Origin of the sequence: Cellulophaga sp. 20_2_10, from assembly GCF_023476645.1 — a bacterium.
In the GTDB taxonomy this organism is placed as follows: domain Bacteria; phylum Bacteroidota; class Bacteroidia; order Flavobacteriales; family Flavobacteriaceae; genus Cellulophaga.
In genome coordinates this window covers 581,054-605,864 of sequence record NZ_JAMCOJ010000001.1, presented here as the reverse complement: position 1 = coordinate 605,864, position 24,811 = coordinate 581,054, and the positions used below count along the sequence as shown (strand labels likewise).

At 32.3% G+C, this 24,811-nt stretch carries 20 protein-coding genes; 12 read left to right on the top strand and 8 right to left on the bottom strand.

Annotated features, from left to right (window positions below; all coding sequences use genetic code 11):
- The first annotated feature begins 91 nt into the window (after nucleotides 1-91).
- On the top strand, nucleotides 92-688 hold the full coding sequence (locus tag M4I21_RS02705) for a carboxypeptidase-like regulatory domain-containing protein (protein ID WP_249557489.1): 597 nt from the start codon (nucleotides 92-94) through the stop codon (nucleotides 686-688).
- A gap of 4 nt (nucleotides 689-692) precedes the next feature.
- On the top strand, nucleotides 693-2,783 hold the full coding sequence (locus tag M4I21_RS02700; RefSeq protein WP_249557488.1) for a VWA domain-containing protein: 2,091 nt from the start codon (nucleotides 693-695) through the stop codon (nucleotides 2,781-2,783).
- Between the two features lie 32 nt (nucleotides 2,784-2,815).
- Here the strand turns inward: M4I21_RS02700 and M4I21_RS02695 are convergent, their stop codons facing one another.
- Together M4I21_RS02695 and M4I21_RS02690 are read right to left on the bottom strand one after the other, a co-directional pair.
- Entirely contained in the window at nucleotides 2,816-4,090 is a 1,275-nt protein-coding gene (locus M4I21_RS02695; protein WP_249557782.1) for an MFS transporter, read from the bottom strand.
- A gap of 22 nt (nucleotides 4,091-4,112) precedes the next feature.
- Entirely contained in the window at nucleotides 4,113-5,741 is a 1,629-nt protein-coding gene (locus tag M4I21_RS02690) for an acyl-CoA carboxylase subunit beta (RefSeq protein ID WP_249557487.1), read from the bottom strand.
- Nucleotides 5,742-5,833: 92 nt separating this feature from the next.
- Between M4I21_RS02690 and M4I21_RS02685 the strand changes: the two genes are divergently transcribed.
- The 3 genes from M4I21_RS02685 to ettA all read left to right on the top strand — a co-directional run bounded on the left by M4I21_RS02685 (nucleotide 5,834) and on the right by ettA (nucleotide 8,841).
- Nucleotides 5,834-6,817, top strand: a complete 984-nt coding sequence (locus tag M4I21_RS02685) for a Gfo/Idh/MocA family protein (protein WP_249557486.1) — start codon at nucleotides 5,834-5,836, stop codon at nucleotides 6,815-6,817.
- Between the two features lie 65 nt (nucleotides 6,818-6,882).
- Nucleotides 6,883-7,059 carry a CAL67264 family membrane protein gene (locus M4I21_RS02680; protein WP_170854685.1) on the top strand — a complete coding sequence of 59 codons (177 nt, stop codon included), beginning with the start codon at nucleotides 6,883-6,885 and terminating at the stop codon, nucleotides 7,057-7,059.
- A 90-nt stretch (nucleotides 7,060-7,149) separates the two neighbouring features.
- Complete coding sequence (ettA, locus tag M4I21_RS02675) at nucleotides 7,150-8,841, top strand: energy-dependent translational throttle protein EttA (protein WP_249557485.1); 1,692 nt, start codon at nucleotides 7,150-7,152, stop codon at nucleotides 8,839-8,841.
- Nucleotides 8,842-8,901: 60 nt separating this feature from the next.
- Here ettA and M4I21_RS02670 read toward each other — a convergent pair whose 3' ends face one another.
- Nucleotides 8,902-10,020, bottom strand: coding sequence for a GNAT family N-acetyltransferase (locus M4I21_RS02670; RefSeq protein ID WP_249557484.1), 1,119 nt, complete (start codon nucleotides 10,018-10,020; stop codon nucleotides 8,902-8,904).
- 76 nt (nucleotides 10,021-10,096) lie between these two features.
- Nucleotides 10,097-11,122, bottom strand: coding sequence for a transporter (locus tag M4I21_RS02665; RefSeq protein ID WP_249557483.1), 1,026 nt, complete (start codon nucleotides 11,120-11,122; stop codon nucleotides 10,097-10,099).
- Nucleotides 11,123-11,226: 104 nt separating this feature from the next.
- On the opposite strand from M4I21_RS02665, the gene M4I21_RS02660 reads away from it, so the two are divergent.
- From M4I21_RS02660 to M4I21_RS02645, 4 genes are all read left to right on the top strand, one after another.
- Nucleotides 11,227-11,481: a DUF4834 family protein gene (locus M4I21_RS02660; RefSeq protein WP_249557482.1), complete on the top strand. Its 255-nt coding sequence runs from the start codon at nucleotides 11,227-11,229 to the stop codon at nucleotides 11,479-11,481.
- A 102-nt stretch (nucleotides 11,482-11,583) separates the two neighbouring features.
- Nucleotides 11,584-14,019, top strand: coding sequence for a YfhO family protein (locus M4I21_RS02655; protein WP_249557481.1), 2,436 nt, complete (start codon nucleotides 11,584-11,586; stop codon nucleotides 14,017-14,019).
- Nucleotides 14,019-15,305, top strand: coding sequence for a glycosyltransferase family 4 protein (locus M4I21_RS02650; protein ID WP_249557480.1), 1,287 nt, complete (start codon nucleotides 14,019-14,021; stop codon nucleotides 15,303-15,305). Before M4I21_RS02655 ends, M4I21_RS02650 begins: the two co-directional genes overlap by 1 nt.
- Nucleotides 15,289-16,749, top strand: a complete 1,461-nt coding sequence (locus M4I21_RS02645; protein ID WP_249557479.1) for a lipopolysaccharide biosynthesis protein — start codon at nucleotides 15,289-15,291, stop codon at nucleotides 16,747-16,749. The genes M4I21_RS02650 and M4I21_RS02645 overlap by 17 nt, the downstream gene beginning before the upstream one ends.
- Before the next feature lie 83 nt (nucleotides 16,750-16,832).
- Here M4I21_RS02645 and M4I21_RS02640 read toward each other — a convergent pair whose 3' ends face one another.
- Both M4I21_RS02640 and uvrA read right to left on the bottom strand, forming a co-directional pair.
- Complete coding sequence (locus M4I21_RS02640; RefSeq protein WP_249557478.1) at nucleotides 16,833-18,098, bottom strand: hypothetical protein; 1,266 nt, start codon at nucleotides 18,096-18,098, stop codon at nucleotides 16,833-16,835.
- Nucleotides 18,099-18,217: 119 nt separating this feature from the next.
- A complete protein-coding gene (uvrA, locus tag M4I21_RS02635; protein ID WP_249557477.1) occupies nucleotides 18,218-20,995 on the bottom strand; it encodes an excinuclease ABC subunit UvrA in 2,778 nt (925 codons plus the stop codon).
- 254 nt (nucleotides 20,996-21,249) lie between these two features.
- Here uvrA and M4I21_RS02630 point away from each other — a divergent pair, with 254 nt between their 5' ends.
- Complete coding sequence (locus M4I21_RS02630) at nucleotides 21,250-21,831, top strand: RNA polymerase sigma factor (RefSeq protein WP_013622291.1); 582 nt, start codon at nucleotides 21,250-21,252, stop codon at nucleotides 21,829-21,831.
- A 71-nt stretch (nucleotides 21,832-21,902) separates the two neighbouring features.
- Nucleotides 21,903-22,046: a hypothetical protein gene (locus M4I21_RS02625; protein WP_170854686.1), complete on the top strand. Its 144-nt coding sequence runs from the start codon at nucleotides 21,903-21,905 to the stop codon at nucleotides 22,044-22,046.
- A 13-nt stretch (nucleotides 22,047-22,059) separates the two neighbouring features.
- Here M4I21_RS02625 and M4I21_RS02620 read toward each other — a convergent pair whose 3' ends face one another.
- Nucleotides 22,060-22,722, bottom strand: a complete 663-nt coding sequence (locus M4I21_RS02620; protein WP_249557476.1) for an endonuclease III domain-containing protein — start codon at nucleotides 22,720-22,722, stop codon at nucleotides 22,060-22,062.
- Between the two features lie 52 nt (nucleotides 22,723-22,774).
- Between M4I21_RS02620 and bcp the strand changes: the two genes are divergently transcribed.
- A complete protein-coding gene (gene bcp, locus M4I21_RS02615) occupies nucleotides 22,775-23,227 on the top strand; it encodes a thioredoxin-dependent thiol peroxidase (RefSeq protein WP_249557475.1) in 453 nt (150 codons plus the stop codon).
- A 40-nt stretch (nucleotides 23,228-23,267) separates the two neighbouring features.
- Here bcp and M4I21_RS02610 read toward each other — a convergent pair whose 3' ends face one another.
- Nucleotides 23,268-24,713 carry a TonB-dependent receptor gene (locus M4I21_RS02610; RefSeq protein ID WP_249557474.1) on the bottom strand — a complete coding sequence of 482 codons (1,446 nt, stop codon included), beginning with the start codon at nucleotides 24,711-24,713 and terminating at the stop codon, nucleotides 23,268-23,270.
- Between the last annotated feature and the right edge of the window lie 98 nt (nucleotides 24,714-24,811).

The following is a 24,811-nucleotide window of genomic DNA, read 5'->3' as shown; positions in this document are numbered from 1 at the left end:
TTCACTCACTCAAAAGTACACTTCCCTAATTCCGTGTTTTTCTAGTAATGACTGTATCGTAGGTTTGTTTTAAACTTATAAACCAATCAAGATGAAAAACTTTTTATTTGCCTTATGTATTATTTTTTGTAGCACACAATTAAGTGCTCAAAAGAAAACAGTTACAGGAACTGTAATGGACGGAAACAGCCCTTTGCCAGGGGTAAATGTTGTTGTTAAAGGAACAAAAAAAGGAGTGTTAACGGATTTTGATGGTCATTTTTCAATAGAAGTTAATAAGTATGATAAACTAGTGTTTACCTATTTAGGTTTTAAACCTAAAGAAATTAAACAGAAAAAAATAAAGTCAACAGTTAAGCTACAGGAAGATTCTACAATTTGTTTTACTAGCTTATCATATTTTTTACCTTTTAATATCTATGAGTTTGGTGCAGAAAGCATAAACACGCAACAAGACCTCTATAATGCAATAAGGACTAAGGTTCCTGGGGTTCAAATAAGCAATGCTCAAAATAACAATGCACCAAAAATTACAATGAGAGGCGATAGCAATACCATTGTAATTATAGATGGTGTTCGCTATACAGATACTTCAATCTTGCAAACTATAAACCCCTTAGATATAGAAAAAGTATACGTTGCTAATTCTGTTGCGGCTTCTAATTATTTACTAATCTATAAAAACTAAAATTATGAAAAATCTATTATTTATACTTTGCATAATTGTATGTAGCATACAAGCAAACGCACAAGAACTAACAATTACGGGTACAGTTACAGATGCTTCTGATCCTTTACCAGGAGTAAATGTTATTAGTTCAGGAACAAAATATGGAACAACCACAGATTTTGATGGCCTATATACTATAAAAACCAAAAAAGGGGACACGTTAGCATTCACCTACATAGGTTATAAATACAAAGAAGTTATAGTAAAAGATAGTCTTAAAATTGATATTGTCTTAGAAGAGGATACTGCTAGTTTAGAAGAAGTAGTTATTACAGGTTATGTAGGTTCTTCAGAGATAGCATACACAGGTAATAATGTTAGAAAGGTTACAAAGAGAGAGAAAATACAAAACAAAATTTCTAATCAGTTAGCGGGTAGTGTTGCAGGTGTGCAGATTACAAAGGGTACAAAAAACACGGCTAAACCAATACAGATTAGAGGAGTATCTTCAACTAACATAGATAACCAGCCACTATATATTGTAGACGGAGTTCCGGCAAAAGAAGGTAACAGAGCTATTTATAAAATTAAACCATCAAAAATTAAATCTATGGAGGTTTTTAAATCTCCTAAGGCAAGTGTTTTGTTTGGTGAAGCAGGTAAAAATGGATGCGTAATTATTACAACAAAAGGATACACTAGTACAATTAACTATGATGAAGAATATGCTAAGTTATCAGAAAGTCAGTTTAAAAAAGTTGCACTAGATCCGCTTTCTACTTTCTCTATAGATGTTGATAAGGCTGGTTATAGTAATATAAGAAGAATGATAAATAATGGAGAAAATATTCCTTTTAATGCTGTTAAGGTTGAAGAAATGGTAAATTATTTTGATTATGATTATCCGCAACCAACAGACGAACATCCATTTTCTATAACTACAGATGTGGCCAAAACTCCTTGGAATACGCAAACAAAATTAGTTCGTATTGGTTTGCAAGGCAAAACGTATTTAAATGAAGAGTTACCAGCATCTAATCTTACTTTTTTAATAGATGTATCTGGATCTATGAACAATCAAAATAAATTACCGCTTTTGGTATCTGCGTTTAAATTATTGGTGCAACAACTTAGAGAAAAAGATAAAGTGGCTATCGTTGTTTATGCTGGTGCAGCTGGTGTTGTTTTAGAGCCAACAAGCGGACATCAAAAAGAAAAAATAATAAAAGCATTATCTAAATTAGAAGCAGGTGGTTCTACCGCTGGTGGCGAGGGTATAGAGCTAGCGTATAAAATAGCTGAAAAAAACTTTAAAAAGAACGGGAATAACAGAGTAATACTTGCTACAGATGGTGATTTTAATGTTGGTGCGTCTAGTAACAGCGATATGGAAAAGTTAATTGAAGAAAAGAGAACCTCTGGTGTATTTTTATCTGTTTTAGGTTTTGGTATGGGTAATTATAAAGATTCTAAGTTAGAAACTCTAGCAGATAAAGGTAATGGTAACCACGCGTATATAGATACTATGCAAGAGGCTCAGAAAGTATTTGGTAAAGAGTTTGGTGGTACGTTGTACACTATAGCAAAAGATGTGAAAATTCAGGTTGAGTTTAACCCTGCTAAAGTACAAGCATACCGTTTAATAGGTTATGAAAACAGACTTTTGGCAGATGAAGATTTTGTAGATGATACTAAAGATGCAGGTGAGTTGGGAAGCGGACATAAAGTAACGGCTCTTTACGAGGTGGTTCCTTTTGGTGTAAAAAGTGACTATGTAAAAGATGTAGCAGATTTAAAATACACCAAGACAGAAGCAACAGATAGTTATACTGACGAGTTGTTTACGGTTAAGTTTAGATATAAGAAACCAGATTCAGATACCAGTATAGAAATGGTTCACATTCAAAAAAATGAAGATACAGCAATGTCAGTAGATTTTAAATTTGCTTCAGCAGTAGCTTTATTCGGATTGCAATTACGTAAATCTCAGTTTACAAATAATGCAGATTTTAATACGGTAACTAACTTAGCAGAACAAGGTAGAGGGGAAGACAAGCAAGGATATAGAGCAGAGTTTATACGCTTAGTACGTGCTACAAATAAAGAATTATAAAATAGATAGTGGTTGTGTTTTTAAAGTGCTAGCTAATTATGGTTAGCACTTTTTTTATGCTGTAATCTATAAAATAAGACAGATGCTAATAAGCCAATTAAAGAGAAACTTGCAAGCATAATAAAAACGTGTTGATGTCCTAATTCACCCGGAGAATTATCTAGTAAAACGCCCATTAATGGTCCTGCAAAAATATCTGGTGTATAGCCAATAATAGAAATAAGTCCAACTGCAGTTCCCGTTAAAATCAAAGGTATGTGTCCTTCTTGCATAGTTGCAAAATATAAAGAACGCACTGCATAAACACCGGTAACCGTAATTAGAATAGAAACTAAAAACAGTGTTGTGCTGTTCGGAGTTATAATACCAGAAGCAAATAGCAAAGCTCCTAAAATACTAAGTATAAAACTAATAATAAGCCATAGTGTAGTTTTGCTTCTATCAGCAATAAAACCTATTAAAACACCTATTATTGGTCTAATAAATAGTAAAAGTGTGCCAATTTCAGCGGCTTTTACCTCGTTATATAGCATTACTTCTTTTGCGTATAGTGAAAAAATATCTGTTATTTTGTACCCAACGTAGGCACATAAAATAATGACCATTAACAACCAAATTGCAGGTATTTTTAAAACGGTTTTTATTTGATGCGTAGAGATAGACTGTATCTGTATTTCTTCTTCTTTTATACTATCAGACTTTAGAAAAAACCAAACTATAATACCAATTACAACTATAATGGCAGATGTTACCCAAACAATATAATTAAAAGCTTCTGTTCTATTTGCTAAGCTTGCAGTCTCTACGGCACCAATTATAAATAAAGAAAATATAAAAACACCTAAAGCACCAAAACTAGCACCAACTAAGCCTCGACCACCATCTAAAAAGCCAAATGCTTTACCCTGCGAGGTATTTCCGCCCCAAACACGAGTAGCTTTTATCATAGGAGCCCAAAACAAAAAAATGGTTGTAAAACCCCAATAGCCATACAATACTTTAAGTACAAAATAGCTAGGGTTGGCAGCAAGTACCAATCCGCCTAATGCAGTAGCAAATAATGCAACTGAAATTAATTTTCTAGGAGAAAACTTATCTGCTATTGGTCCCCCTAATAAGTAAGACGCCATAGCAACAAATCCGTAAACAGAAAAACAAGTACCTAGCTCTAAATTGGTTAGATTAAAGACCTCTAATACGGTAGGTCTAAAAACTCTTGCTAAAACAAAAGGTAATATAAACACAGCTTCTCCAGATAAAATTAGGAGAAACAAATAGAGCCAGTTATGTTTTTTTTTAGTGTCGATAAATAGATTTTACAATGTGAAATTAAACCTGTATAACTCCTAAGTTAAAAGGCTTTTCAATAGGAGCGTGGTTTGCAGCTTCAATACCCATAGAGATCCATTTTCTAGTATCTAACGGATCTATTACACCATCTGTCCAAATACGAGAAGCAGCGTAATAAGGAGATATTTGCTCGTCATACCTAGCTTTCACTTTATCAAACAGTTCCTTTTCTTTCTTTTCGTCTATTTCTTCTCCTTTTTTAAGTAAAGAAGCTTTTTCAATCTGCATTAATACTTTAGCCGCAGATTTACCACTCATTACAGCAAGTTCTGCACTTGGCCAAGCGGCAATTAATCTAGGGTCATATGCTTTTCCACACATAGCATAATTACCAGCACCATAGCTATTACCAATAATAATAGTAAACTTAGGTACAACAGAATTACTAACAGCGTTTACCATTTTGGCGCCATCTTTAATAATACCGCTATGCTCACTTTTACTACCTACCATAAAACCAGTAACATCTTGTAAAAATACAAGCGGAATTTTCTTTTGGTTACAGTTGGCGATAAAACGGGTAGATTTATCTGCACTATCGTTATAAATAACACCACCAAACTGCATTTCTCCTTTTGTAGTTTTTACTAATTTACGTTGGTTGGCAACTATACCAACAGCCCATCCATTAATACGCGCATAACCTGTAATTATAGTTTTACCGTAGCCTTCTTTGTATTCTTCAAAATCAGAATCATCAACTAGACGCTTTATAATCTCAAGCATATCATACTGGTCGCTTCTAGATTTTGGTAGAATACCGTAAATATCTTTTGGATCTTCTTTGGGCTTTTTAGCTTCAACTCTATTAAAACCAGCTTTATCGTAATCGCCAATTTTACTTACTAAATTTTTTATTTTATCTAGGGCGTCTGCATCGTCCTTAGCCTTGTAATCTGTAACTCCGGAAATTTCGCAATGTGTAGTTGCCCCTCCTAACGTTTCATTATCAATATTTTCTCCAATAGCAGCTTTTACCAAATAGCTACCGGCTAAAAATATACTAGCTGTTTTATCTACAATTATAGCTTCATCACTCATAATTGGTAGGTAAGCACCACCAGCAACACAGCTTCCCATAATGGCAGAAATTTGAATAATTCCCATACTGCTCATTCTAGCATTGTTTCTAAAAATACGCCCAAAATGTTCTTTGTCCGGGAAAATTTCGTCTTGCATTGGTAAATAAACACCTGCACTGTCTACCAAATATATAATTGGTAATTTATTTTCTATTGCAATTTCTTGCGCTCTTAAGTTTTTCTTTCCTGTAATTGGGAACCAGGCCCCAGCCTTAACGGTTGCATCATTAGCAACAACAATACATTGTTTGCCTTGTATGTATCCCATTTTAACCACAACGCCACCAGAAGGGCAGCCACCGTGTTCTTTATACATACCTTCGCCAGCAAAAGCAGCTATTTCTATAACGTCTGCTTTGGGATCTAATAAGTAATCTATACGCTCTCTGGCTGTCATTTTGCCTTTTGCGTGTTGTTTTTCAATTTTACTTTTGCCACCACCCAACTTTACTGTATTAAATTTATATCTTAAATCTGATAAAAGAAGTTTGTTGTGATCTTCGTTCTTATTGAAATTTATATCCATTCTTTAAAAATTGCTTTAGACCATAAAGATAAGTGGAATAATATATATGATATTGATTAACTTTGATAAAATATATAAATAAAATTATTTTAATGCGAGATAAAATACGCTGGGGAATTATAGGCTTAGGTAATATAGCTGAAAAATTTGCTAAAGATTTGGCCTTGGTTAAAGATGCAGAACTGGTTTCTGTATCCTCTAGAAACGCAGAAAAAAGCACTTCTTTTGCAGAAAAATACAGTGTAAAAAATAGATATTCTAACGCGCTAGATTTATGTAATTGTAAAGAGGTAGATGTGGTTTATATTGCTACACCACATACAATACATGCAGAACTTGCTGTTTTAGCTATGAACAGTGGTAAGCACGTTTTATGTGAAAAACCGATGGGTGTTAATACAGCACAAGTAGAAGAAATGATAGCTGCCTCCATTAAAAATAATGTTTTTTTAATGGAGGCTTTGTGGAGTAGATTTCTACCATCTATACAAAAAGTAAAGCAAATTGTAGAGGCTAAAGAGTTAGGGGAAATAAGCTATATAAAATCTGATTTTGCTTTTTATGGTTTAGATAGAGCAGAAGATAGCCGGTTATTAAATCCAAATTTAGCAGGAGGTTCTTTACTAGATATTGGTATTTACCCTGTGTTTTTAGCATATTTGCTTTTAGGTAAGCCAAAGGAAATAGTAGCAACGGCAAACTTTTATAGTACAGGTGTAGAAAAACAAATTTCTATTATTTTTAAGTATGATAACGCACAGGCGCATTTGTATAGTGCTTTAACTGCAAACACAGAGACTAGTTCAGAAATTTCTGGAGAGAAGGGACTTCTAAAATTAGAAACCAGATGGCACGAAGCAGAGGGGTATTATATTGAGAAAAATAGAGAAAAAGAATACTTTAAAACTCCCAAAATAGGAGTAGGGTATACACATGAAATTAAAGAAGTACATACTTGTATTAGAAACGGAAAAGTTGAAAGTGCACTATGGTCGCATCAAAATAGCTTAGATTTAATACATTTACTAGATCAAATTAGAGAAAAAACAAACATAGTTTTTCCTTTTGAAGTCTAAATTATTAGGTAAATTACCTATAAAATCACGATATTTGACAATTACTAAACCAACAAAATTAGAAGATGAATAAAAATACAGTTTTAGCGTGGGCTACTTTTATAATGATATTTGTAGGCTTGGCGTTAATTGCACTTGGTGCTTTTAGATATGATGATGTTGCCGGATGGGGATTTGCAGCCGTAGGTTTTGGCTTTTTTGCTATTGCATGGGTTTTTAATGCACTTAAAGGTAGAGTGTAAAACATAAAACATTAAGGTAAAACAGTATTAACCATACACTGTTTTGCCTTTTTTTAATTAAATTATTTAATAACTAATACTATAAAGAATATGTCTGACGATAAGAAAGTCATTTTTTCAATGTCTGGTGTAACAAAAACCTTTAAAACGGCCAATACTCCAGTATTAAAAAATATATATTTAAGTTTCTTCTACGGTGCAAAAATTGGTATTCTAGGTCTTAACGGCTCTGGTAAATCTACCTTGTTAAAAATTATATCAGGTTTAGATAAAAACTACCAAGGAGATGTTGTTTTTTCTCCAGGGTATAATGTTGGCTATTTAGAGCAAGAACCTAAACTAGACGAAGATAAAACGGTAATAGAAATAGTTAAAGAAGGTGTTGCAGAAACAGTAGCTATTTTAGATGAATACAATAAGATAAACGATATGTTTGGCTTAGAAGAAGTGTATTCTGATGCAGATAAGATGGACAAGCTAATGGCTAGACAAGCTGTATTGCAAGATGAGATAGATGCTAGTAACGCTTGGGAATTAGATACTAAATTAGAAATTGCTATGGATGCTTTACGTACTCCAGATGGCGATAAAAAGATTAGTGTATTATCTGGTGGTGAGCGTAGAAGAGTTGCTTTATGTAGACTTTTATTACAAGAACCAGAGATTTTATTATTAGATGAACCTACCAACCACTTGGATGCAGAATCTGTACACTGGTTAGAACATCATTTAGCACAATATAAAGGTACCGTTATTGCTGTAACGCACGATAGATACTTTTTAGATAACGTTGCTGGTTGGATTTTAGAATTAGATAGAGGTGAAGGTATTCCTTGGAAAGGGAACTACTCTAGTTGGTTAGAGCAAAAATCGAAGCGTATGGCAGATGAAAGTAAAGTAGCATCTAAACGCCAAAAAACATTAGAACGAGAGTTAGATTGGGTACGCCAAGGAGCTAAAGGACGCCAAACAAAACAAAAAGCACGTTTAAAGAATTACGATAAATTAATGAGTCAAGATCAAAAACAGCTTGACGATAAATTGGAGATTTACATACCTAACGGTCCACGTTTAGGAACAAATGTAATAGAGGCTAAAGGTGTTAGTAAAGCTTTTGATGATAAGTTATTGTATGAAGATTTAAACTTTAATTTACCACAAGCAGGTATTGTAGGTATTATTGGCCCTAACGGAGCAGGTAAAACTACAATATTTAGAATGATAATGGGTGAGGAAGCTCCTGATAAGGGAGAGTTTAGCGTGGGTGAAACAGCTAAAATTGCTTACGTAGATCAAAGTCACTCTAAAATTGATCCAGAAAAAACAATCTGGCAAAACTTTAGCGATGAGCAAGAGCTGGTAATGATGGGTGGTAAACAAGTAAACTCTAGAGCTTATTTAAGTAGGTTTAATTTCTCTGGAAGTGAACAAAACAAAAAAGTAAGTATGTTGTCTGGTGGTGAGCGTAACCGTTTACACTTAGCAATGACACTAAAAGAAGAAGGTAACGTTTTACTTTTAGATGAACCTACTAACGACTTGGATGTAAATACATTAAGAGCGTTAGAAGAAGGTTTAGATAACTTTGCAGGTTGTGCTGTAGTTATTTCTCATGATAGATGGTTTTTAGATCGTGTTTGTACACATATCTTAGCTTTTGAAGGTGATTCTCAGGTTTATTTCTTTGAAGGATCTTTCTCTGATTATGAAGAAAATAAGAAAAAACGTTTGGGAGGAGATTTAATTCCAAAACGTATTAAGTATAAAAAGTTAATTAGATAATTTTCTAATTGGTACAACAACAAAAAAGCTCCTTAGATAATTCTAAGGAGCTTTTTTATATTATAAGTTTTTACGATATGTTCTACGTCTTCTAAAAATTTTAGGGTCAAAGTTTTTCCAAATTTGCCTAATGGCTGTATTTTCTTCTAACTCAGGAGTTCTAATACAGTTTTCTATATTTTTGGCTTTAAAGGTTTTATAACATTCATTAAAAAGAATAGCAGTTACACCTTTGTTTTGATAATCTGGGTGTACACCGATTAAATAGAATATAACATCTTTACTATGTTTTTTAGCTTGTAATAAATGGTAAGCACCAAAAGGAAATAATTTTCCATTTGATTTTTGTAGTGCTTTAGAAAAAGAAGGCATTACGATAGAAAATGCAATTATTTTATCATCCTTATCTACAACAAATTTTATGTACTCTGGATTTATAAAACTGATGTATTTCTTTTTAAAGTGTTCTTTTTGAATGTCGTTTATAGGAACAAAAGAAGATAGTGAAGCGTAAGACTCGTTAAAAAGATCGAACATTTCGTCTGCTAAAGGCATTACTTCTTTAGTTTTAGTAAAGTTCATTTCTCTTAAGTTGTATCGCTTTTTTATTAGCGTTTGTATCCTTTCAAAAAACTCTGGCTTCACATTAGCAAACGGGAATTTGTTTTCTAAGTATTCTTTTTCCTTTTTAAAGTCTAAACGCTCGTAGTGGTTTACATAATACGGGTGGTTGTACCAGGTAATCATATTACCTATATGATCGTAACCTTCTGTTACCACTCCAACTTTATCTAGATTAGAAAAGCCTACAGGACCTTCCATATATTCTAAATCGTTTAGCTTACCTAATTCTTCAACCTTTTGTAAAAGTGCTTCAGATACGTTTGTGTCATCAATAAAATCAAACCAACCAAAACGCATTTTCTTTACTTTTTGTTGCTTAATTTCAATCCAATTAATCATAGCAGCAACTCTACCAACAAGTTTATCTCCATCGTAAGCTAGAAAAAACCAAGCATCTGCATCTTTAAAAACAGGATTTTTATCTTTGTTAAAAGAATCTAATTCGTCACTAATAATGGGCGGAACCCAATATGGTGAATCTTTATATATGGTAAATGGAAATTTTACAAATTTCTTTAATTCTGAAGTCGTTTTAGCTTCAACAATAGTAATCATATTCTAATATCTTTTTGCTACATCAATATTAGGGATATTAATTAATAAGAAAAAGCTTGTGGTTTACTATTTTATTTTAAAAATCAATTGGCTCGTCGTCCTTAGATTTTTTCTTCTTTTTACCTTTTTTTGCTTTAGCAGCTCTTTTTGCTTCTTTTTGAGATTTCTTTAAATCTTTTTTTCTGATTTTTCCGTCTTTAGTGGTTGCATTTTGATCTTCTATAGCAATTTCTTTGTCTTTGTGGTTGTCTATTCTGTATGAAAAACCTGCTGTAGCAAACATTCTTGTTGGTGTATCCTTTATGTTAGCACCTAAATTAAAATCTACTTGCATATTTTCTGCAATTAAATAAGCTGTACCTCCTCTAAAAACCACATCAGAATATCTATCGCTTTTTATACCTTGGTTTTCTACAAAAACACTCCACTTAGGGTTTCTTAATGCATGAGATAAAGAAACTACATAATTCCATTCTGGGAAATCGGTACCTATTCTGTCGTAAGCTACATTTGTAATAAGTACAAATTTAGAGGATAATCTACTTTGTGTAGCTATCATCCCTCTTGGAGATATTGTTGCTTCGTTTGGATAAAATGGATTGTCTCCTAAAACAAAATTAGCTCCTGCATATACAGAAATGGCAGGAATTAAATTTTTAAGTTGAAACGTGTTGTTTGCTTTCCAACTATATAAATTTGGCTTATTGGCTTCTTCACTTTTATAAGGATCAAAAATTAAATATTTAAGTCCAATTCTATTTCTTCTAAAATCTGTAAATTTTTGATCAGGAAAACCAATAGCAGAGTATGTTCTGTTTTCGTTAGAGTAGGTGGCTTCGTAAATAAGTTCTAATTCTTCAAAAAGCAAACCATATCTAAGCGCTAAATCTACACCTAAAAACTTAGAATCGGTTTGCAAGGTGTTGTGGCTTTGTTTTTCATAAGAAACGCCAAATTCCGATTGTATAACACCTGTGCCAATTGCATATGCGCTTACAGATTGTCCTGGTCTGTTAGAGTTTATAACGTCTGTGTATTGTGATATTCCTAAAAAAGGAAGTGTAAATAGAAATAAAGAGAATATATTTTTTAAGTTTTTCATATCAATAAGGTTGCCTAAAAGTCACTTTTATTATTATTTTAAGAGAATTACTCTTTATATACAACGACAGAATTGTATTTTTGATATAAATTTTTACAACAATTATGAATTTTTTAATAGCCATTCTAGTAATTATTGCTGTTTATTACCTGTTAAAGTTTTTAGTGCGTTTGTTTGCGCCTAAAATGATGAACTATGCAGCTAAGAAAACGGAAGAACATTTGAAGAAAAAATTTGAGCAATTTGCTCAAGACTCTAATCAGAATGCAACAAATAGTACTACAACTAAAAAAGACAACTTAAAGTCTAACCCATCTAAAAAAGTTGGGGAATATATAGATTTTGAGGAAGTAGAGTAGTATCAAAAATACAACCAACCCAAATTATATTAGTAGCCTAACAATTGCTTAATTGCTGTTAACTACTGTTATGCGTGCTAATCTAATACCATTAAAAATAAAATGAAAATCAGCTTTAAATCAATCTTAACAAACTTTTTTGTTCTTGTCTTATTTGTAGTTGCTTCTTTGGCTTATTTTACGCCTGTTCTTCAAGGAAAAAAAATATTTCAATCAGATATTGCTCAGTATACTGGGATGGCAAAAGAGCAAAATAATTTTAGAGATAAAACAGATTCAGAACCATACTGGACAAATAGTGCTTTTGGTGGTATGCCAACCTATCAATTAGGAGCTAATTATCCCAATAACTATATTAAGAAATTAGATAAAGTTATACGATTTTTACCTAGACCAGCAGATTATTTATTTCTTTATTTTCTAGGTTTTTATATACTATTGTGTTGTTTAAAAGTAGATTATAGATTGGCAGTAGTTGGTGCATTGGCTTTTGGTTTTAGTACTTACTTAATTATTATTTTAGGTGTTGGTCATAATGCTAAAGCGCACGCTTTAGGCTATATTCCTATGCTTTTGGGTGGTATAGTATTAATGTTTCGAAAAAAATATATACTAGGTTTTATTCTCACGGCATTTGCTATGGCTTTGGAGGTAAATGCAAACCATTACCAAATGACCTATTATTTTATGCTTTTAATACTTATTTTAGGTGTAATTTATTTAATATATGCCATTGTACAAAAAGAATTAAAACACTACTTTATTTCTGTTGGCTTATTAATTGTAGCTGTTGTTCTGGGTATTGCTACAAACGCAACCAATTTAATGGCAACCAAAGAATACTCGGATTGGAGCACTAGAGGTAAGTCTAGTTTAACAATTAATCCTGATGGTACACCTAGAATAAGTACAGGTGGTTTGGATAAAGAATATATTACCCAGTACAGTTATGGTATTGTGGAGTCTTTTAATATTATAGCACCTAGGCTGTTTGGTGGTTCTAATGCCGAAAATTTAGGTACGGATTCTAAAACTTATGCTTTTTTAACTAATAAGGGTTTATCTAGATCTAAAGCATTAGATTTTACAGAAAGTTTGCCGCTATATTGGGGAGATCAACCAGGAGTTTCTGGTGCTGCATATGTTGGAGTAGTTCTATTTTTCTTATTTATACTGGGACTTTTAATTGTAAGAGGAAAAGTAAAATGGTGGCTTTTGGCGGGTGTTATGATGTCTTTACTTCTTTCTTGGGGTAAAAACTTTAGCTTGCTTACCAATTTTATGATAGATAATTTTCCGCTGTATGATAAATTTAGGGCAGTATCATCTATACAAGTAGTACTAGAACTTTGTATACCGCTGTTAGGTATTTTAGCTTTAATGACTTTGTTTAAAGAAAAAGAAAATAGAGCCAAATACAAGCCACATTTATTAATTAGTGCGGTTGTAGTATTGGGAACTTTACTTTTATTATTGTTCTCTAAAGGGATGTTTTCTTTTGATGCACTTAGTGATGATACTTACAGAAAGTATTTTGGAGAAGAAGTATTAACAATGATAAAGTTAGATAGGCAAGAAGTTTATTCTAGTGATATACTAAGGTCTATAATGTATGTGTTTTTAGCTATGTTAGTCTTGTATTTATTTATTTACAACAAACTATCTAAAAATATATTTGCCTTAGCTATTGGTGTTTTAATTATAGCAGATTTAATTTCTGTAGATAAGAGGTATGTAACAGAAGACGATTTTGTTAGCGCTAGAAAAATGGAGCAACCTTTTCCTAAAACAAAAACAGATGAGCAGATTAAACAAGACAAATCTGTATACAGAGTTTACAATCCGCAAGAAGGATTAAATGGCGCAAGTACATCTTACTATCACAATTCCATTGGTGGTTATCACGGAGCTAAGCCTGCAGCAATGCAAGATTTATTCGATTTTCATATTTACAAGAACAATGTTAGGGTATTAAGTATGCTTAACGTAAAGTATGTAATACAGCAAGACGAAGAAGGGCGCAGTTACCCAGCGGTTAACCCTAACGCTAATGGCAATGCTTGGTTTGTAGAAAACCTAAAAAAAGTATCTTCTGCTAATGAAGAAATTATGGCTTTAGATAGTTTAAATGTTAAGACAGAGGCTGTTGTAAATATTAAGGAGTTTCCAACTTTGTCTAAGTTTAACTTTGTAAAAGATTCTACATCAGTACTAAATTTAGATAATTACGAGCCTAACCATTTAACATATACAGCTATTAGTAAGAATGATGCCTTAGCAGTTTTTTCTGAGATGTATTATAAAAATGGATGGAATGCTTATATAGATGGTAAAAGCGTACCTTACTTTAAAGTAAACTATACACTGCGTGCTTTAGAAATTCCTGCAGGAAAGCATAAAATAGAATTTAAATTTGAACCAGAAATTGTTAAAAATGGAAGTAAAATTGCTCTCGCTAGTAATTTGCTATTGGCTTTGATTGTTCTTGGTGGTGTATTTTTGTCTTTTAGAAAAACGGACAAAAAAGAAGAGGCGTAATGCAAAAGGTACTTATTATAACCTATTATTGGCCACCAGCTGGTGGTCCAGGTGTGCAGAGGTGGCTTAAGTTTGTAAAGTACTTAAGAGAGTTTGATATTGAGCCTGTGGTTTATGTACCAGAGAATCCTAATTACCCAATTACAGATACTTCATTTGTAAACCAAATTCCAGAAGGTATAAAAATATACAAACATAAGATTAGGGAGCCTTATGGCTGGGCAAGTTTTCTATCTAAAAATAAAACAAAACAAATAAGTTCTGGGTTAATACAACATAAAAATCAATCTACAGTAGAAAAATTTTTACTTTGGGTACGCGGTAATTTTTTTATTCCCGATGCCCGTAAAAACTGGATTAAGCCATCGGTTTCTTATTTGACAACGGTATTAGAAAAAGAACAAATAAATACGGTTATTACTACGGGTCCGCCACATAGTGTACATTTAATAGGTCATAAACTGAAACAAAACCTTGGTATAAATTGGGTTGCAGACTTTAGAGACCCTTGGACTTCTATTGGGTATCATAAAAAATTGCGTTTAAGTAAAGCATCTGCTAAAAAGCACAAATATTTAGAGCATTTAGTTTTAAATAGTGCAGATAGTATTGTGGTTACCAGTGAAACAACTAAGAAAGAATTTTTAGGCATTACAACTAAACCAATTGAGGTAATTACAAATGGGTTTGATGGTGCCGTTGCAGAACAGATTGTTTTAGATAATAAGTTTACCATATCTCACATTGGTTCTTTATTAACAGGCAGAAACCCAGAGAATTTATGGGAGACATTATCAGAATTGTGTGATGAAAACCAGGATTTTAAAAATAGTTTATCCCTTCAGTTTGTTGGTGTTGTAAGTGAAGATGTTCTAGAAACTATTTATAAACATAAGTTGAAGCCTTATGTAAGCATAATAGGTTATGTATCTCACACAGAAGCTTTGGCATATCAAGAAAAATCGCAGTTATTATTGTTGTCGGAAATAAACTCACCGGATACTGTTGGTATTATTGCAGGTAAGTTGTTTGAGTATATGCGAGCACAAAGGCCAATTTTAGGAATAGGTCCTAAAGGTTGGGAGGTAAGTACTATAATAAAAGAAACAAATACAGGAGTAGCTTTTAATTATGATGATAAGTCTAGTTTAAAAAGTTTACTTTTAGATTGGTTTACAGATTATAAAAAACAAGAATTAAGAGTCGCTTCTACTACTATTAATACATACAGTAGAAAAGAACGTACAGCTAAATTAGCGAAGCATTTATATGGGTATCGTATTTAAACAAACTTTTAATAATACCATTGTTACCTTTGTCGGTTTTGGCATTGGTGCCATAAATACACTTTTTTTATACACCAATTTTTTATCCAAAGAATACTATGGTTTAGTTACTGTTATACTAGCTACCGCCGCTTTGTTAATGCCCATTTTAACTTTTGGTGCACAAAATACATTGGTTAAATTTTACAGCAGTTATAAGGATAGTAAAGATGTTAATTCGTTTTTAAGCTTAATGCTGTATTTGCCTTTGATTTTAATTATACCCTTAGGCATTTTTAGTTATTTTGCGAATGACCTTATTGGAAACTTTATTGCAGAAAAGAATGAAGAAGTAAAAGATTATGTCTGGTACATATTTTTTATAGGCTTAGCAATGTCTTATTTTGAGATTTTTTACTCTTGGGTAAAAGTGCATATGAAATCTGTTTTTGGAAACTTTATGAAAGAGGTTTTTGGGAGGTTGTGTATTGCTATTTTATTAGTGCTAGTTTATTTCAACACAATAACAGTAGACTTTTTTTTAAAAGCATTAGTAGGTGTTTATGTCTTACGAATGGTAGTAATGAAGATTTATGCTTTTAGGTTGCAAATGCCAAGTTTCAGTTTTAAGTTGCCCAATAATTATGTGTCTATTGTAAAGTATAGTGCGTTAATTATTTTGGGAGGTTCTGCAGCAGTAATATTGTTAGAGATAGATAAATTTATGCTAAACCAATATGTAGAAATAGAAAATGTTGCTTTCTACGGAGTTTCGGTTTTTATAGCCACAGTTATAACTGTTCCGTCTAGGGCAATGCACCAAATAACGCACCCATTAACGGCAAAATTATTAAACAATAAAGACAAGCCAGAGCTTAGAAAACTGTATAAGAAATCTTCCTTGACCTTATTTATTATTTCAGGAATTATATTTTTACTAATTATGCTAAACCTTCAGGAATTATATAAGTTAATGCCTGTTGCTTATAGAGGAGGCGTATTGGTTGTTTTTTTAATAGGACTAACTAAAGTATTAGATTCTATTTTAGGAAATAGTAATTCTATTCTTTTTAATTCGGATTATTACAGAGCTATTCTTGTAATGGGAGTGTTACTAGCTATTTTAGTTGTTTTCTTAAACTACATTTTAATTCCTGCTTATGGTCTAGAAGGAGCTGCTTGGGCTACTTTTATTGCAATTGCGAGTTTTAACTTCGCTAAGATTACGTATGTATATGCAAAGTTTAAAATGCATCCGTTTAGTTTAGATACTCTTAAAGTTTTACTTATCTTAAGTGGTTTAGGCGCTCTCTTTTATTTTATCAATTTTAATTTTCATCCGATACTTAACATCGCTTTAAAAAGCATTTTAATAAGTGTAGTATATGTGTTGGTGTTGTTTAAATTACGAGTTTCTGAAGATGTCTACAGTATTGTATCATCTTACTTAAAAAAGAAAAAGTAAGCTGTTCTAAAAAAAAAGTAAAGCCCCTGAAGAATTAATTCTCCAAGGGCTTTAACAACTAACAACCTAAAAAACTGCCTTTATTAACTTCTACTTCTTGTACTAGAACTAGTTCTACTAGATCTAGATGGTGTTTTTGCTTTGCTACTGCTAGAACTGCTTCTTGTTGAAGAGGCTCTACTTTTAGAAGAACTACTTCTACTAGGTGCTTTTGTAACAGTTCTAGTTGTTGTTGTAGTACTTCTTGTAGCTCTACTATTTGTACTCCTAGGTTTTCTACTAACCGTTGAAGTTCTTTGAGTAGTTGTTCTTGCTGGTGCTTTAGCAACACTTCTGTTTGTTGTGCTTCTTGTAGTACCAACTCTACTATTTGTATTACTAGTTCTAGATGGTGTTTTATACGTAGTAGACCTTGTTACAGTTCTAGTAGCTACTGGATTTTTTGTTGTAGATCTACTTGTTGTGCTACCTCTACGAGCGTTGCTATTAATAACAGCATTGTTACTTCTTTGAGAAATACGACTATTAGTACCTCTTCTGTTGTAATCTACAGCTCTGTTACTTTTAGCTGAGTTATGTGCAACAGTTCTAGAATTTGTTCTCTGTGTAGCAGGACCAACTGTTCTGTTACTTCTTTGCGTTACTCTAGTGTCATTTCTATATACATTAGGAGACCTGTAATTGTTACGTCTGTCTTGCTTGTAATTTTTTCCAACTTTTACATAAGATTTTCTATAGTTGTTTCTATACGGACTATAATATGTATATCTAACAGGAGCATAGTATCTTCTGTATGGTCTAGATTGTACTAAACAATAGCTTGTTGCAGGTCTATGAAAATAGTTATGGTAACTGTTAAAGGTATAGTTTCTGTTATACCTGTTTATATATCCTCTATGGTAATCATAATAACCTCTGTTGTTATAATAAACATACATACCACCCAATCTATTAACTCTATTATTTCTGTAGTCAATGTTTATGTCACCAATTTGTTCTACCCTACCATAATAGTCATAATAGATACCAACGTTTTCTACTTGTATTACAGCTCCATAATCATCATACTGTACATAACCATTATAATTATATCCTGTATTAAAAGTGATGTTGCTATTTCTACCTAAGCTTATGTTAGCGTTTACATTTACTCTATTATCAATATAAAAGTCGAATTCACCATCTGGGAAAACTGAAAACGTGACACCGTTTTCTACAAAGATGAAAGAATTGTTTTGTCTAAAAGTATTGCTTGTTGCAACCTTATTCTCTGTGTTTTCTATAGTTACAGCCATGGTACTAAACGTACCAACGATAAGTGCTGTAAAAAGGAGTACTGATTTTTTCATACTATAAGGTTTTATAAATTCTGAATGTACCTATTTACATTCTGTTATCTATAATACAAACAGCGTGCCAAAAAAACAAAAAACAAGTTAACTATCTGGAAATCAATCTTTTTTTTAAGTTATAGTTTTTCTCTTAAGTATTTAGCGGTAAAAGATTTTTTGTTTTTCGCAATTTGTTCTGGTGTACCTTCAGCAATAAGTTCTCCTCCTTTAGAACCACCTTCTGGTCCTAAATCTATAATAAAGTCGGCACATTTTATTAGATCTATATTGTGTTCTATTACAATAACCGAATGTCCTTTAGCCAATAATGCATTAAAAGATTTAAGTAATTTTTTAATATCATGAAAATGTAAACCTGTTGTAGGTTCATCAAAAATAAATAACGACTTATTAGTTGTTTTTCCTTTAATTAAGAACGATGCTAATTTAATTCGTTGTGCCTCGCCACCAGATAGAGTAGAAGAGGACTGACCTAATGTTACGTAGCCCAAACCAACATCTTGTAAAGGTTTAAGCTTATTCATTATTTTTGTTTGTTGATGTTCTTCAAAAAAAGCAATGGCATCATCAATAGTCATTGTTAAAATATCATCTATGTTGGCGTCCTGAAACTTTACTTCTAATACTTCTTTCTTAAATCGTTTACCATAACAAGCATCGCACTCTAAATGTACATCTGCCATAAACTGCATTTCTACCGTAATTTCACCTTCACCTTTACATTTTTCACAACGACCACCATCTACATTAAAAGAAAAGTGTTTTGCTTGGTACGCTCTAAGCTTGCTTAATTTTTGTGAAGCAAATAAAGCTCTAATATCATCGTAAGCCTTTATATAGGTAACAGGGTTAGATCTAGAAGATCTACCAATTGGGTTTTGATCTACAAACTCTACATTTTTAATACTTTTAAAGCTACCTTCTACAGAGGTAAACTGACCCGCTTTTTCTCCGTAGCCTCCAATTTCTTTTAATACTATAGGATAGAGGAGTTTTTTTACCAATGTACTTTTTCCGCTACCAGATACTCCTGTTATTACAGTTAATATACCTAAAGGAAAGGTTACATCTATATTTTTAAGATTATTTTCTCTAGCACCAATTATTCTAATAAACTCGGTAAAGTTTCTTCTTTTTTTAGGAACTTCAATTTGTTTGGTTCCATTAAGGTAGCTAGCTGTTAAAGAAGACGACTTTAAAATATCTGCCATTGTACCATTCGCAACAACTTCGCCTCCGTGTGTGCCGGCTTCCGGACCTATATCTATAACCTGGTCTGCGGCATTCATAATGTCCTCGTCATGTTCTACAACAATAACGGTGTTTCCTAAATCTCGTAAAGATTTTAATACATCTATTAAGTTCTCTGTATCTTTTGGGTGTAAACCAATACTAGGTTCATCTAATATATACATAGAACCAACCAAACTACTACCTAAAGATGTTGCTAGGTTTATACGCTGACTCTCTCCACCAGATAATGTGTTAGATTTTCTATTCAGTGTTAGGTAACTTAAACCTACTTTGTTTAAAAAGCTTAGTCTTGTTGTTATTTCTATTAAAAGTCGTTTTGCAATTTGCTCATCATACTTGTTTAAAGAAAAAGTTTCAAAAAAGTTAGTTAGTAGTTCTATAGGCAGCTCTACTAATTCTGATATACATTTATCATTAACCTTTACATAGTCTGTTTCTGGACGTAAACGTTTTCCCTTGCAAGTAGTACATTTAGTTTTACCTCTGTAGCGAGATAACATTACTCGGTTTTGTATTTTGTAACTCTTGTCTTCTAACAGGGCAAAAAACTTATGTAAGCCAGTAAAATATTTATTACCATCCCAAACCAATTGCTTTTGCTCATCGGTTAACTCAAACCAAGGTTTGTGCACAGGAAAATCAAATTTATAAGCAGCAGCTACAAAGTCGTCTTTATATTTACCCATACGTTCTCCTTTCCACGGAAAAAGGGCACCTTCATAAACTGATAGCGCAGTATTGGGCACAACCAAATCTTGATCTATACCAATTACTTCTCCATAACCCTCGCAAGTAGGACAGGCGCCAAAAGGGTTGTTAAAACTAAATAGGTGCACATTAGGTTCTACAAACTTAATACCGTCTAGTTCAAACTTATTACTAAAAGGAGTTTGCTTGCCCGTTTCTAGTTCTTCTATAATACAATCTCCTTGTCCTTCAAAAAAGGCTGTGTCTACTGCATTAGCTAATCTGTTGTAAAAATCTTCATCATCCTTAGTTATAACTCTATCTACAACCAAATCAAACTTTCTATCTATTTCCGTAATAGAATCATCTATACGTATTACTTTACCTTTATATTTTATTCTAGCATAGCCTTGTTTAGAAAACATTTCCAAAGCCTTTAAAGGCTCACGATCTTTTGTAACATTTATAGGGGCTAACAATAACAGCTTTGTATTGTCGTTATATTCCTTAATAAAGTTGATTACATCTGTTACGGTATGTTTTTTTACTTGCTTACCAGAAACAGGAGATATTGTTCTACCAATTCTTGCATACAACAACTTTAGGTAGTCATAAATTTCTGTTGTAGTACCTACGGTAGAACGAGGGTTTGTAGAATTTACTTTTTGTTCTATTGCAATTGCAGGAGCTATACCTTTTATATAGTCTACTTTAGGTTTATCTAATTTACCTAAAAACTGACGTGCATATGAAGATAGACTTTCTACGTATCTACGTTGTCCCTCTGCATAAAGCGTGTCAAAGGCAAGGCTAGATTTACCAGAACCAGATAATCCTGTAATAACAACTAATTTATTTCTAGGAATTACTACATCTATATTTTTGAGGTTGTGCAGTTTAGCACCTTTGATAATAATATTATGTTTTGGGTCGACGTCTAAAAGTGTATTCATGTTCGTAATTAATACTGTAAAGATACAATATGTACCTTTTAATAACCACAAAACACGCTTTTACATCAAAAATAGGGGTAATCACAACATAGATTTTTTCGGAACCTCTTATTTTATATATATTTGAAGTGTAATTAAACTTATAGGCCTATATAGCGAACATTACTTTTTTAAAAATTATTAAACACTATTGCATGAACTTATTCCCATAATGGGAAGGGGTACGCATTAAATAACCAAAAAAGTAACTCGAAATGGATCTACAAATTGAAGACTCAGTATTAGTAAAAAAATATATTAACGGAGACGAAAAATCTCTAGAAGTATTAATAAATAGACACAACCAAAGAATTAGTAGTTTTATTTACTCTAAAGTTTTAGATAGAGACATTACTGAGGATATATTTCAAGATACATTTATTAAGGTTATAAAAACTTTAAAAAAGGGTTCTTATAGTGAAGAAGGTAAATTTTTACCGTGGGTAATGAGAATTGCACACAACTTAATTATAGATCACTTTAGAAAAAACAAGCGCATGCCGATGTTTGAAGGCAGCGATGATTTTAATATTTTTTCTGTAATAAGTGATGATAAGTTAAACGCAGAAAAGCAATTGATAAAAAATCAGATCGATTCTGATCTTAAAGTTCTTATTGAAGAATTGCCAGAAGATCAAAAAGAAGTTTTATTAATGCGTATCTACAAGGATATGAGCTTTAAAGAAATCTCTGAAAATACAGGAGTTAGCATTAACACTGCATTAGGAAGAATGAGATACGCTTTAATTAACATGAGAAAAATAATAGAAAAACATAATATCGTTTTAACGAATTAATAGGTTTTTAACCTTAAAGTATAATATTTCTAAAATAGTACCGTTATCTTACTATAACAATACTATTTTATATGGAAAAAATTTACTCTAAACAACAAAACAACTCTTGTAGAATGACAACATCAGCAAGTACAGTTCAATTTATTATGAACTATTCTAAATCGTTGAATGTGATTAATTACAAGGAAATGCAATTTGAAAACATTTTAAACTAAAAAAGAAAGAGCCTTAATGGCTCTTTTTTGTTTTATAATACGCTTCAATTACAGTTTTCCTGCCAATAGTTTTGGTAATTATATCATTTTCTAAATTCCAGCCTCTTGCGGGCGAGTATTCTCTTCCGTACCAAATTATTTGCAAATGCAGATCGTTCCATAGCTCTTTGGGAAACAATCTTTTTGCATCTTTCTCTGTTTGCACTACATTTTTACCGTTTGTAAAACCCCATCTATACATAAGTCTATGTATGTGTGTATCTACTGGAAAAGCAGGTATACCAAATGCTTGTGATATTACAACACTTGCAGTTTTGTGGCCTACTGCAGGAAATTTTTCTAGAGATTCTAAATCTTGTGGTACAATACCGTTATGCTCATCTATTAGCATTTGCGATAAACCGTGTATTCCTTTGGCTTTCATAGGTGATAAGCCTACGGGTCTAATAATTTCTCTAATTTCTTCTACAGTTAACTTTACCATGTCGTATGGGTTATCTGCTTTTTTAAACAAAAGAGGCGTAATTTTGTTTACCCCAACATCTGTACTTTGTGCAGATAGTAATACCGCTATTAATAGCGTGTAAGGATCTTTATGGTCTAACGGAACTGGTATAGATGGGTACAGCTCTTTTAGAGTGTTTATTGTAAACGTTACTTTTTCTGCCTTCGTCATTTTTGATTAGCTTTACTAAAAATTAGAATAAACGAATTTAATTAAATTACTTATGAATACTTTAAAAGTAGGAGACAAAGTAGCAGATTTTACATCAAAAGATCAAGATGGTAACGCCGTTAGCTTGGCAGATTATAAAGGTAAAAAGTTAATTGTATTTTTTTATCCAAAAGCAAGTACACCAGGATGTACGGCAGAAGCTTGTAATTTAAGAGACAATTATAAAGAATTGCAAGCAGAAGGCTATGAGCTTTTAGGAGTAAGTGCAGATTCAGAAAAGAGACAATCTAATTTTAAAAATAAGTACGAGTTTCCTTTTCCATTACTAGCAGATGAGGACCATACTATTTTAAATATTTTTGGTGTTTGGGGAACTAAAAAGTTTATGGGTAAAGTCTACGATGGTATTCATAGAAAAACATTCCTTATAGATGAAGCGGGTGTTGTAACTAAGGTCATAGACAAGGTTAAGACAAAAGACCATGCGGCACAAATATTAGAATAAAAGCAAAAAAAGCCGCAGTTTTATACTGCGGCTTTTTTAATTATTTTTTACTTTCTTTTCTGGTAAACAATTCTTTACGTTTAATTATTTCGGAAATACCTTCTGGCAACATCTTTTCCCATCCTTTTTCTCCGTTTGTAATTTTTTTAAGTACATCTCTAGAGAATATATGTAGTATCTCTGGATCGTAATCAAAAATGTCCATTACTTTACCGTTGTATTTAAAGAACTTATAAAGCTCTTTCATCCTAGGGTGTACTTTAACATTGTTACTAGTCATTATTTGCCCAGTTTCTTCATTTTTCATAGGGTATAAATACACCTTTAAATCTTTAAAGAATAACTTACCAAAAGCTTCTAGTATACCACCACTTAAGTGTCTGTAATATTTTTCATCAAAAACCTCTACAAGGTTATTAACTCCCATTGTTAAACCAATCTTGGCTTTTGTATAATTACTAAAGTATTCTACTAGTCTAAAGTATTCTTGAAATTTAGAAATCATTACAGTATGGCCAAGCGAACAAAGTAGTTCTGCTCTATCCATAAAATCTTGTTCATCTATCTCTCCGCTTGCCTTTAAGTTTGCTAAGGTAATTTCAAAAATTACAATGGTTTTATCTGGATTTACTGTTTGCTCATTCATAAAAATATTATGAGACTTTTCAAACATATCCATATTTACTTTAGTTACGGGTCTATAACTACCACGTAATGCAAGTATATTTTTTTTGTATAAAACAGCAGCAGGTAAAAGGTTGTTACCATCAGGCCCAAACATAACCGCATCGGTCATATCATTCTTAATTAACTGTAGGCTAATTAGTCTGTTGTCTACTTTTTCAAAATTAGGACCAGAAAAATTAATCATATCAATCTCTACCGTATCCTTATCTATATGGTCATATAAATATTTAAGTAATTTACGAGGTTTATGGTATTTGTAAAAAGCACCATAAATAAGGTTAACACCTAAAAGACCTAAAGTTTCTTGCTGTAATCTTGCTTCGTTTTGTTTAAAACGAATGTGCATGATAATCTCATCAAATTCTTTTTGATCTGGATCTAACTGAAAACGTATTCCAATCCATCCATGACCTTTGTATTTTTTTGCAAAATCTATAGTTGCAACAGTATTTGCGTAAGAGAAAAATAAACGTTCAGGGTGCTTTTCTCTACTAATACGTTCTTCCATAAGTCCCATTTCATGAGAAAGCATCGTTTTTAAACGAGCTTGAGTAACATATCTACCATCGGTTTCTACACCGTATATGGCATCGCTAAAATCCTTATCGTAAGCACTCATTGCTTTGGCAATGGTTCCAGATGCGCCACCAGATCTAAAAAAGTGTCTAGCAGTCTCTTGTCCGGCACCAATTTCGGCAAAAGTACCGTAGATATCAGGATTTAAATTTATTCTCAGGGTTTTGGCCTTTGTTGAAGGTATATTCTCAAAAGCAAAATCTTTTTTTAAGACTGATGACATTCTTTGTTTGTTTTTTACGGTATACAAAGTTAACAAGATAGATTTATCTATTAAATAAATATGTTATAAATTTGATAAAAAAGGCTGAATTGTTAAAA

Bases quoted from the DNA above. Each gene is read 5' to 3' on its own strand.
- M4I21_RS02650 (WP_249557480.1), top strand. From the start codon at position 14,019: ATGCAAAAGGTACTTATTATAACCTATTATTGGCCACCAGCTGGTGGT.
- M4I21_RS02630 (WP_013622291.1), top strand. From the start codon at position 21,250: ATGGATCTACAAATTGAAGACTCAGTATTAGTAAAAAAATATATTAAC.
- M4I21_RS02660 (WP_249557482.1), top strand. From the start codon at position 11,227: ATGAATTTTTTAATAGCCATTCTAGTAATTATTGCTGTTTATTACCTG.
- M4I21_RS02665 (WP_249557483.1), bottom strand. From the start codon at position 11,122: ATGAAAAACTTAAAAAATATATTCTCTTTATTTCTATTTACACTTCCT.
- M4I21_RS02680 (WP_170854685.1), top strand. From the start codon at position 6,883: ATGAATAAAAATACAGTTTTAGCGTGGGCTACTTTTATAATGATATTT.
- ettA (WP_249557485.1), top strand. From the start codon at position 7,150: ATGTCTGACGATAAGAAAGTCATTTTTTCAATGTCTGGTGTAACAAAA.
- M4I21_RS02625 (WP_170854686.1), top strand. From the start codon at position 21,903: ATGGAAAAAATTTACTCTAAACAACAAAACAACTCTTGTAGAATGACA.
- M4I21_RS02620 (WP_249557476.1), bottom strand. From the start codon at position 22,722: ATGACGAAGGCAGAAAAAGTAACGTTTACAATAAACACTCTAAAAGAG.
- M4I21_RS02670 (WP_249557484.1), bottom strand. From the start codon at position 10,020: ATGATTACTATTGTTGAAGCTAAAACGACTTCAGAATTAAAGAAATTT.
- uvrA (WP_249557477.1), bottom strand. From the start codon at position 20,995: ATGAATACACTTTTAGACGTCGACCCAAAACATAATATTATTATCAAA.
- M4I21_RS02685 (WP_249557486.1), top strand. From the start codon at position 5,834: ATGCGAGATAAAATACGCTGGGGAATTATAGGCTTAGGTAATATAGCT.
- M4I21_RS02655 (WP_249557481.1), top strand. From the start codon at position 11,584: ATGAAAATCAGCTTTAAATCAATCTTAACAAACTTTTTTGTTCTTGTC.
- bcp (WP_249557475.1), top strand. From the start codon at position 22,775: ATGAATACTTTAAAAGTAGGAGACAAAGTAGCAGATTTTACATCAAAA.
- M4I21_RS02645 (WP_249557479.1), top strand. From the start codon at position 15,289: ATGGGTATCGTATTTAAACAAACTTTTAATAATACCATTGTTACCTTT.
- M4I21_RS02690 (WP_249557487.1), bottom strand. From the start codon at position 5,741: ATGGATATAAATTTCAATAAGAACGAAGATCACAACAAACTTCTTTTA.
- M4I21_RS02705 (WP_249557489.1), top strand. From the start codon at position 92: ATGAAAAACTTTTTATTTGCCTTATGTATTATTTTTTGTAGCACACAA.
- M4I21_RS02700 (WP_249557488.1), top strand. From the start codon at position 693: ATGAAAAATCTATTATTTATACTTTGCATAATTGTATGTAGCATACAA.
- M4I21_RS02640 (WP_249557478.1), bottom strand. From the start codon at position 18,098: ATGAAAAAATCAGTACTCCTTTTTACAGCACTTATCGTTGGTACGTTT.
- M4I21_RS02610 (WP_249557474.1), bottom strand. From the start codon at position 24,713: ATGTCATCAGTCTTAAAAAAAGATTTTGCTTTTGAGAATATACCTTCA.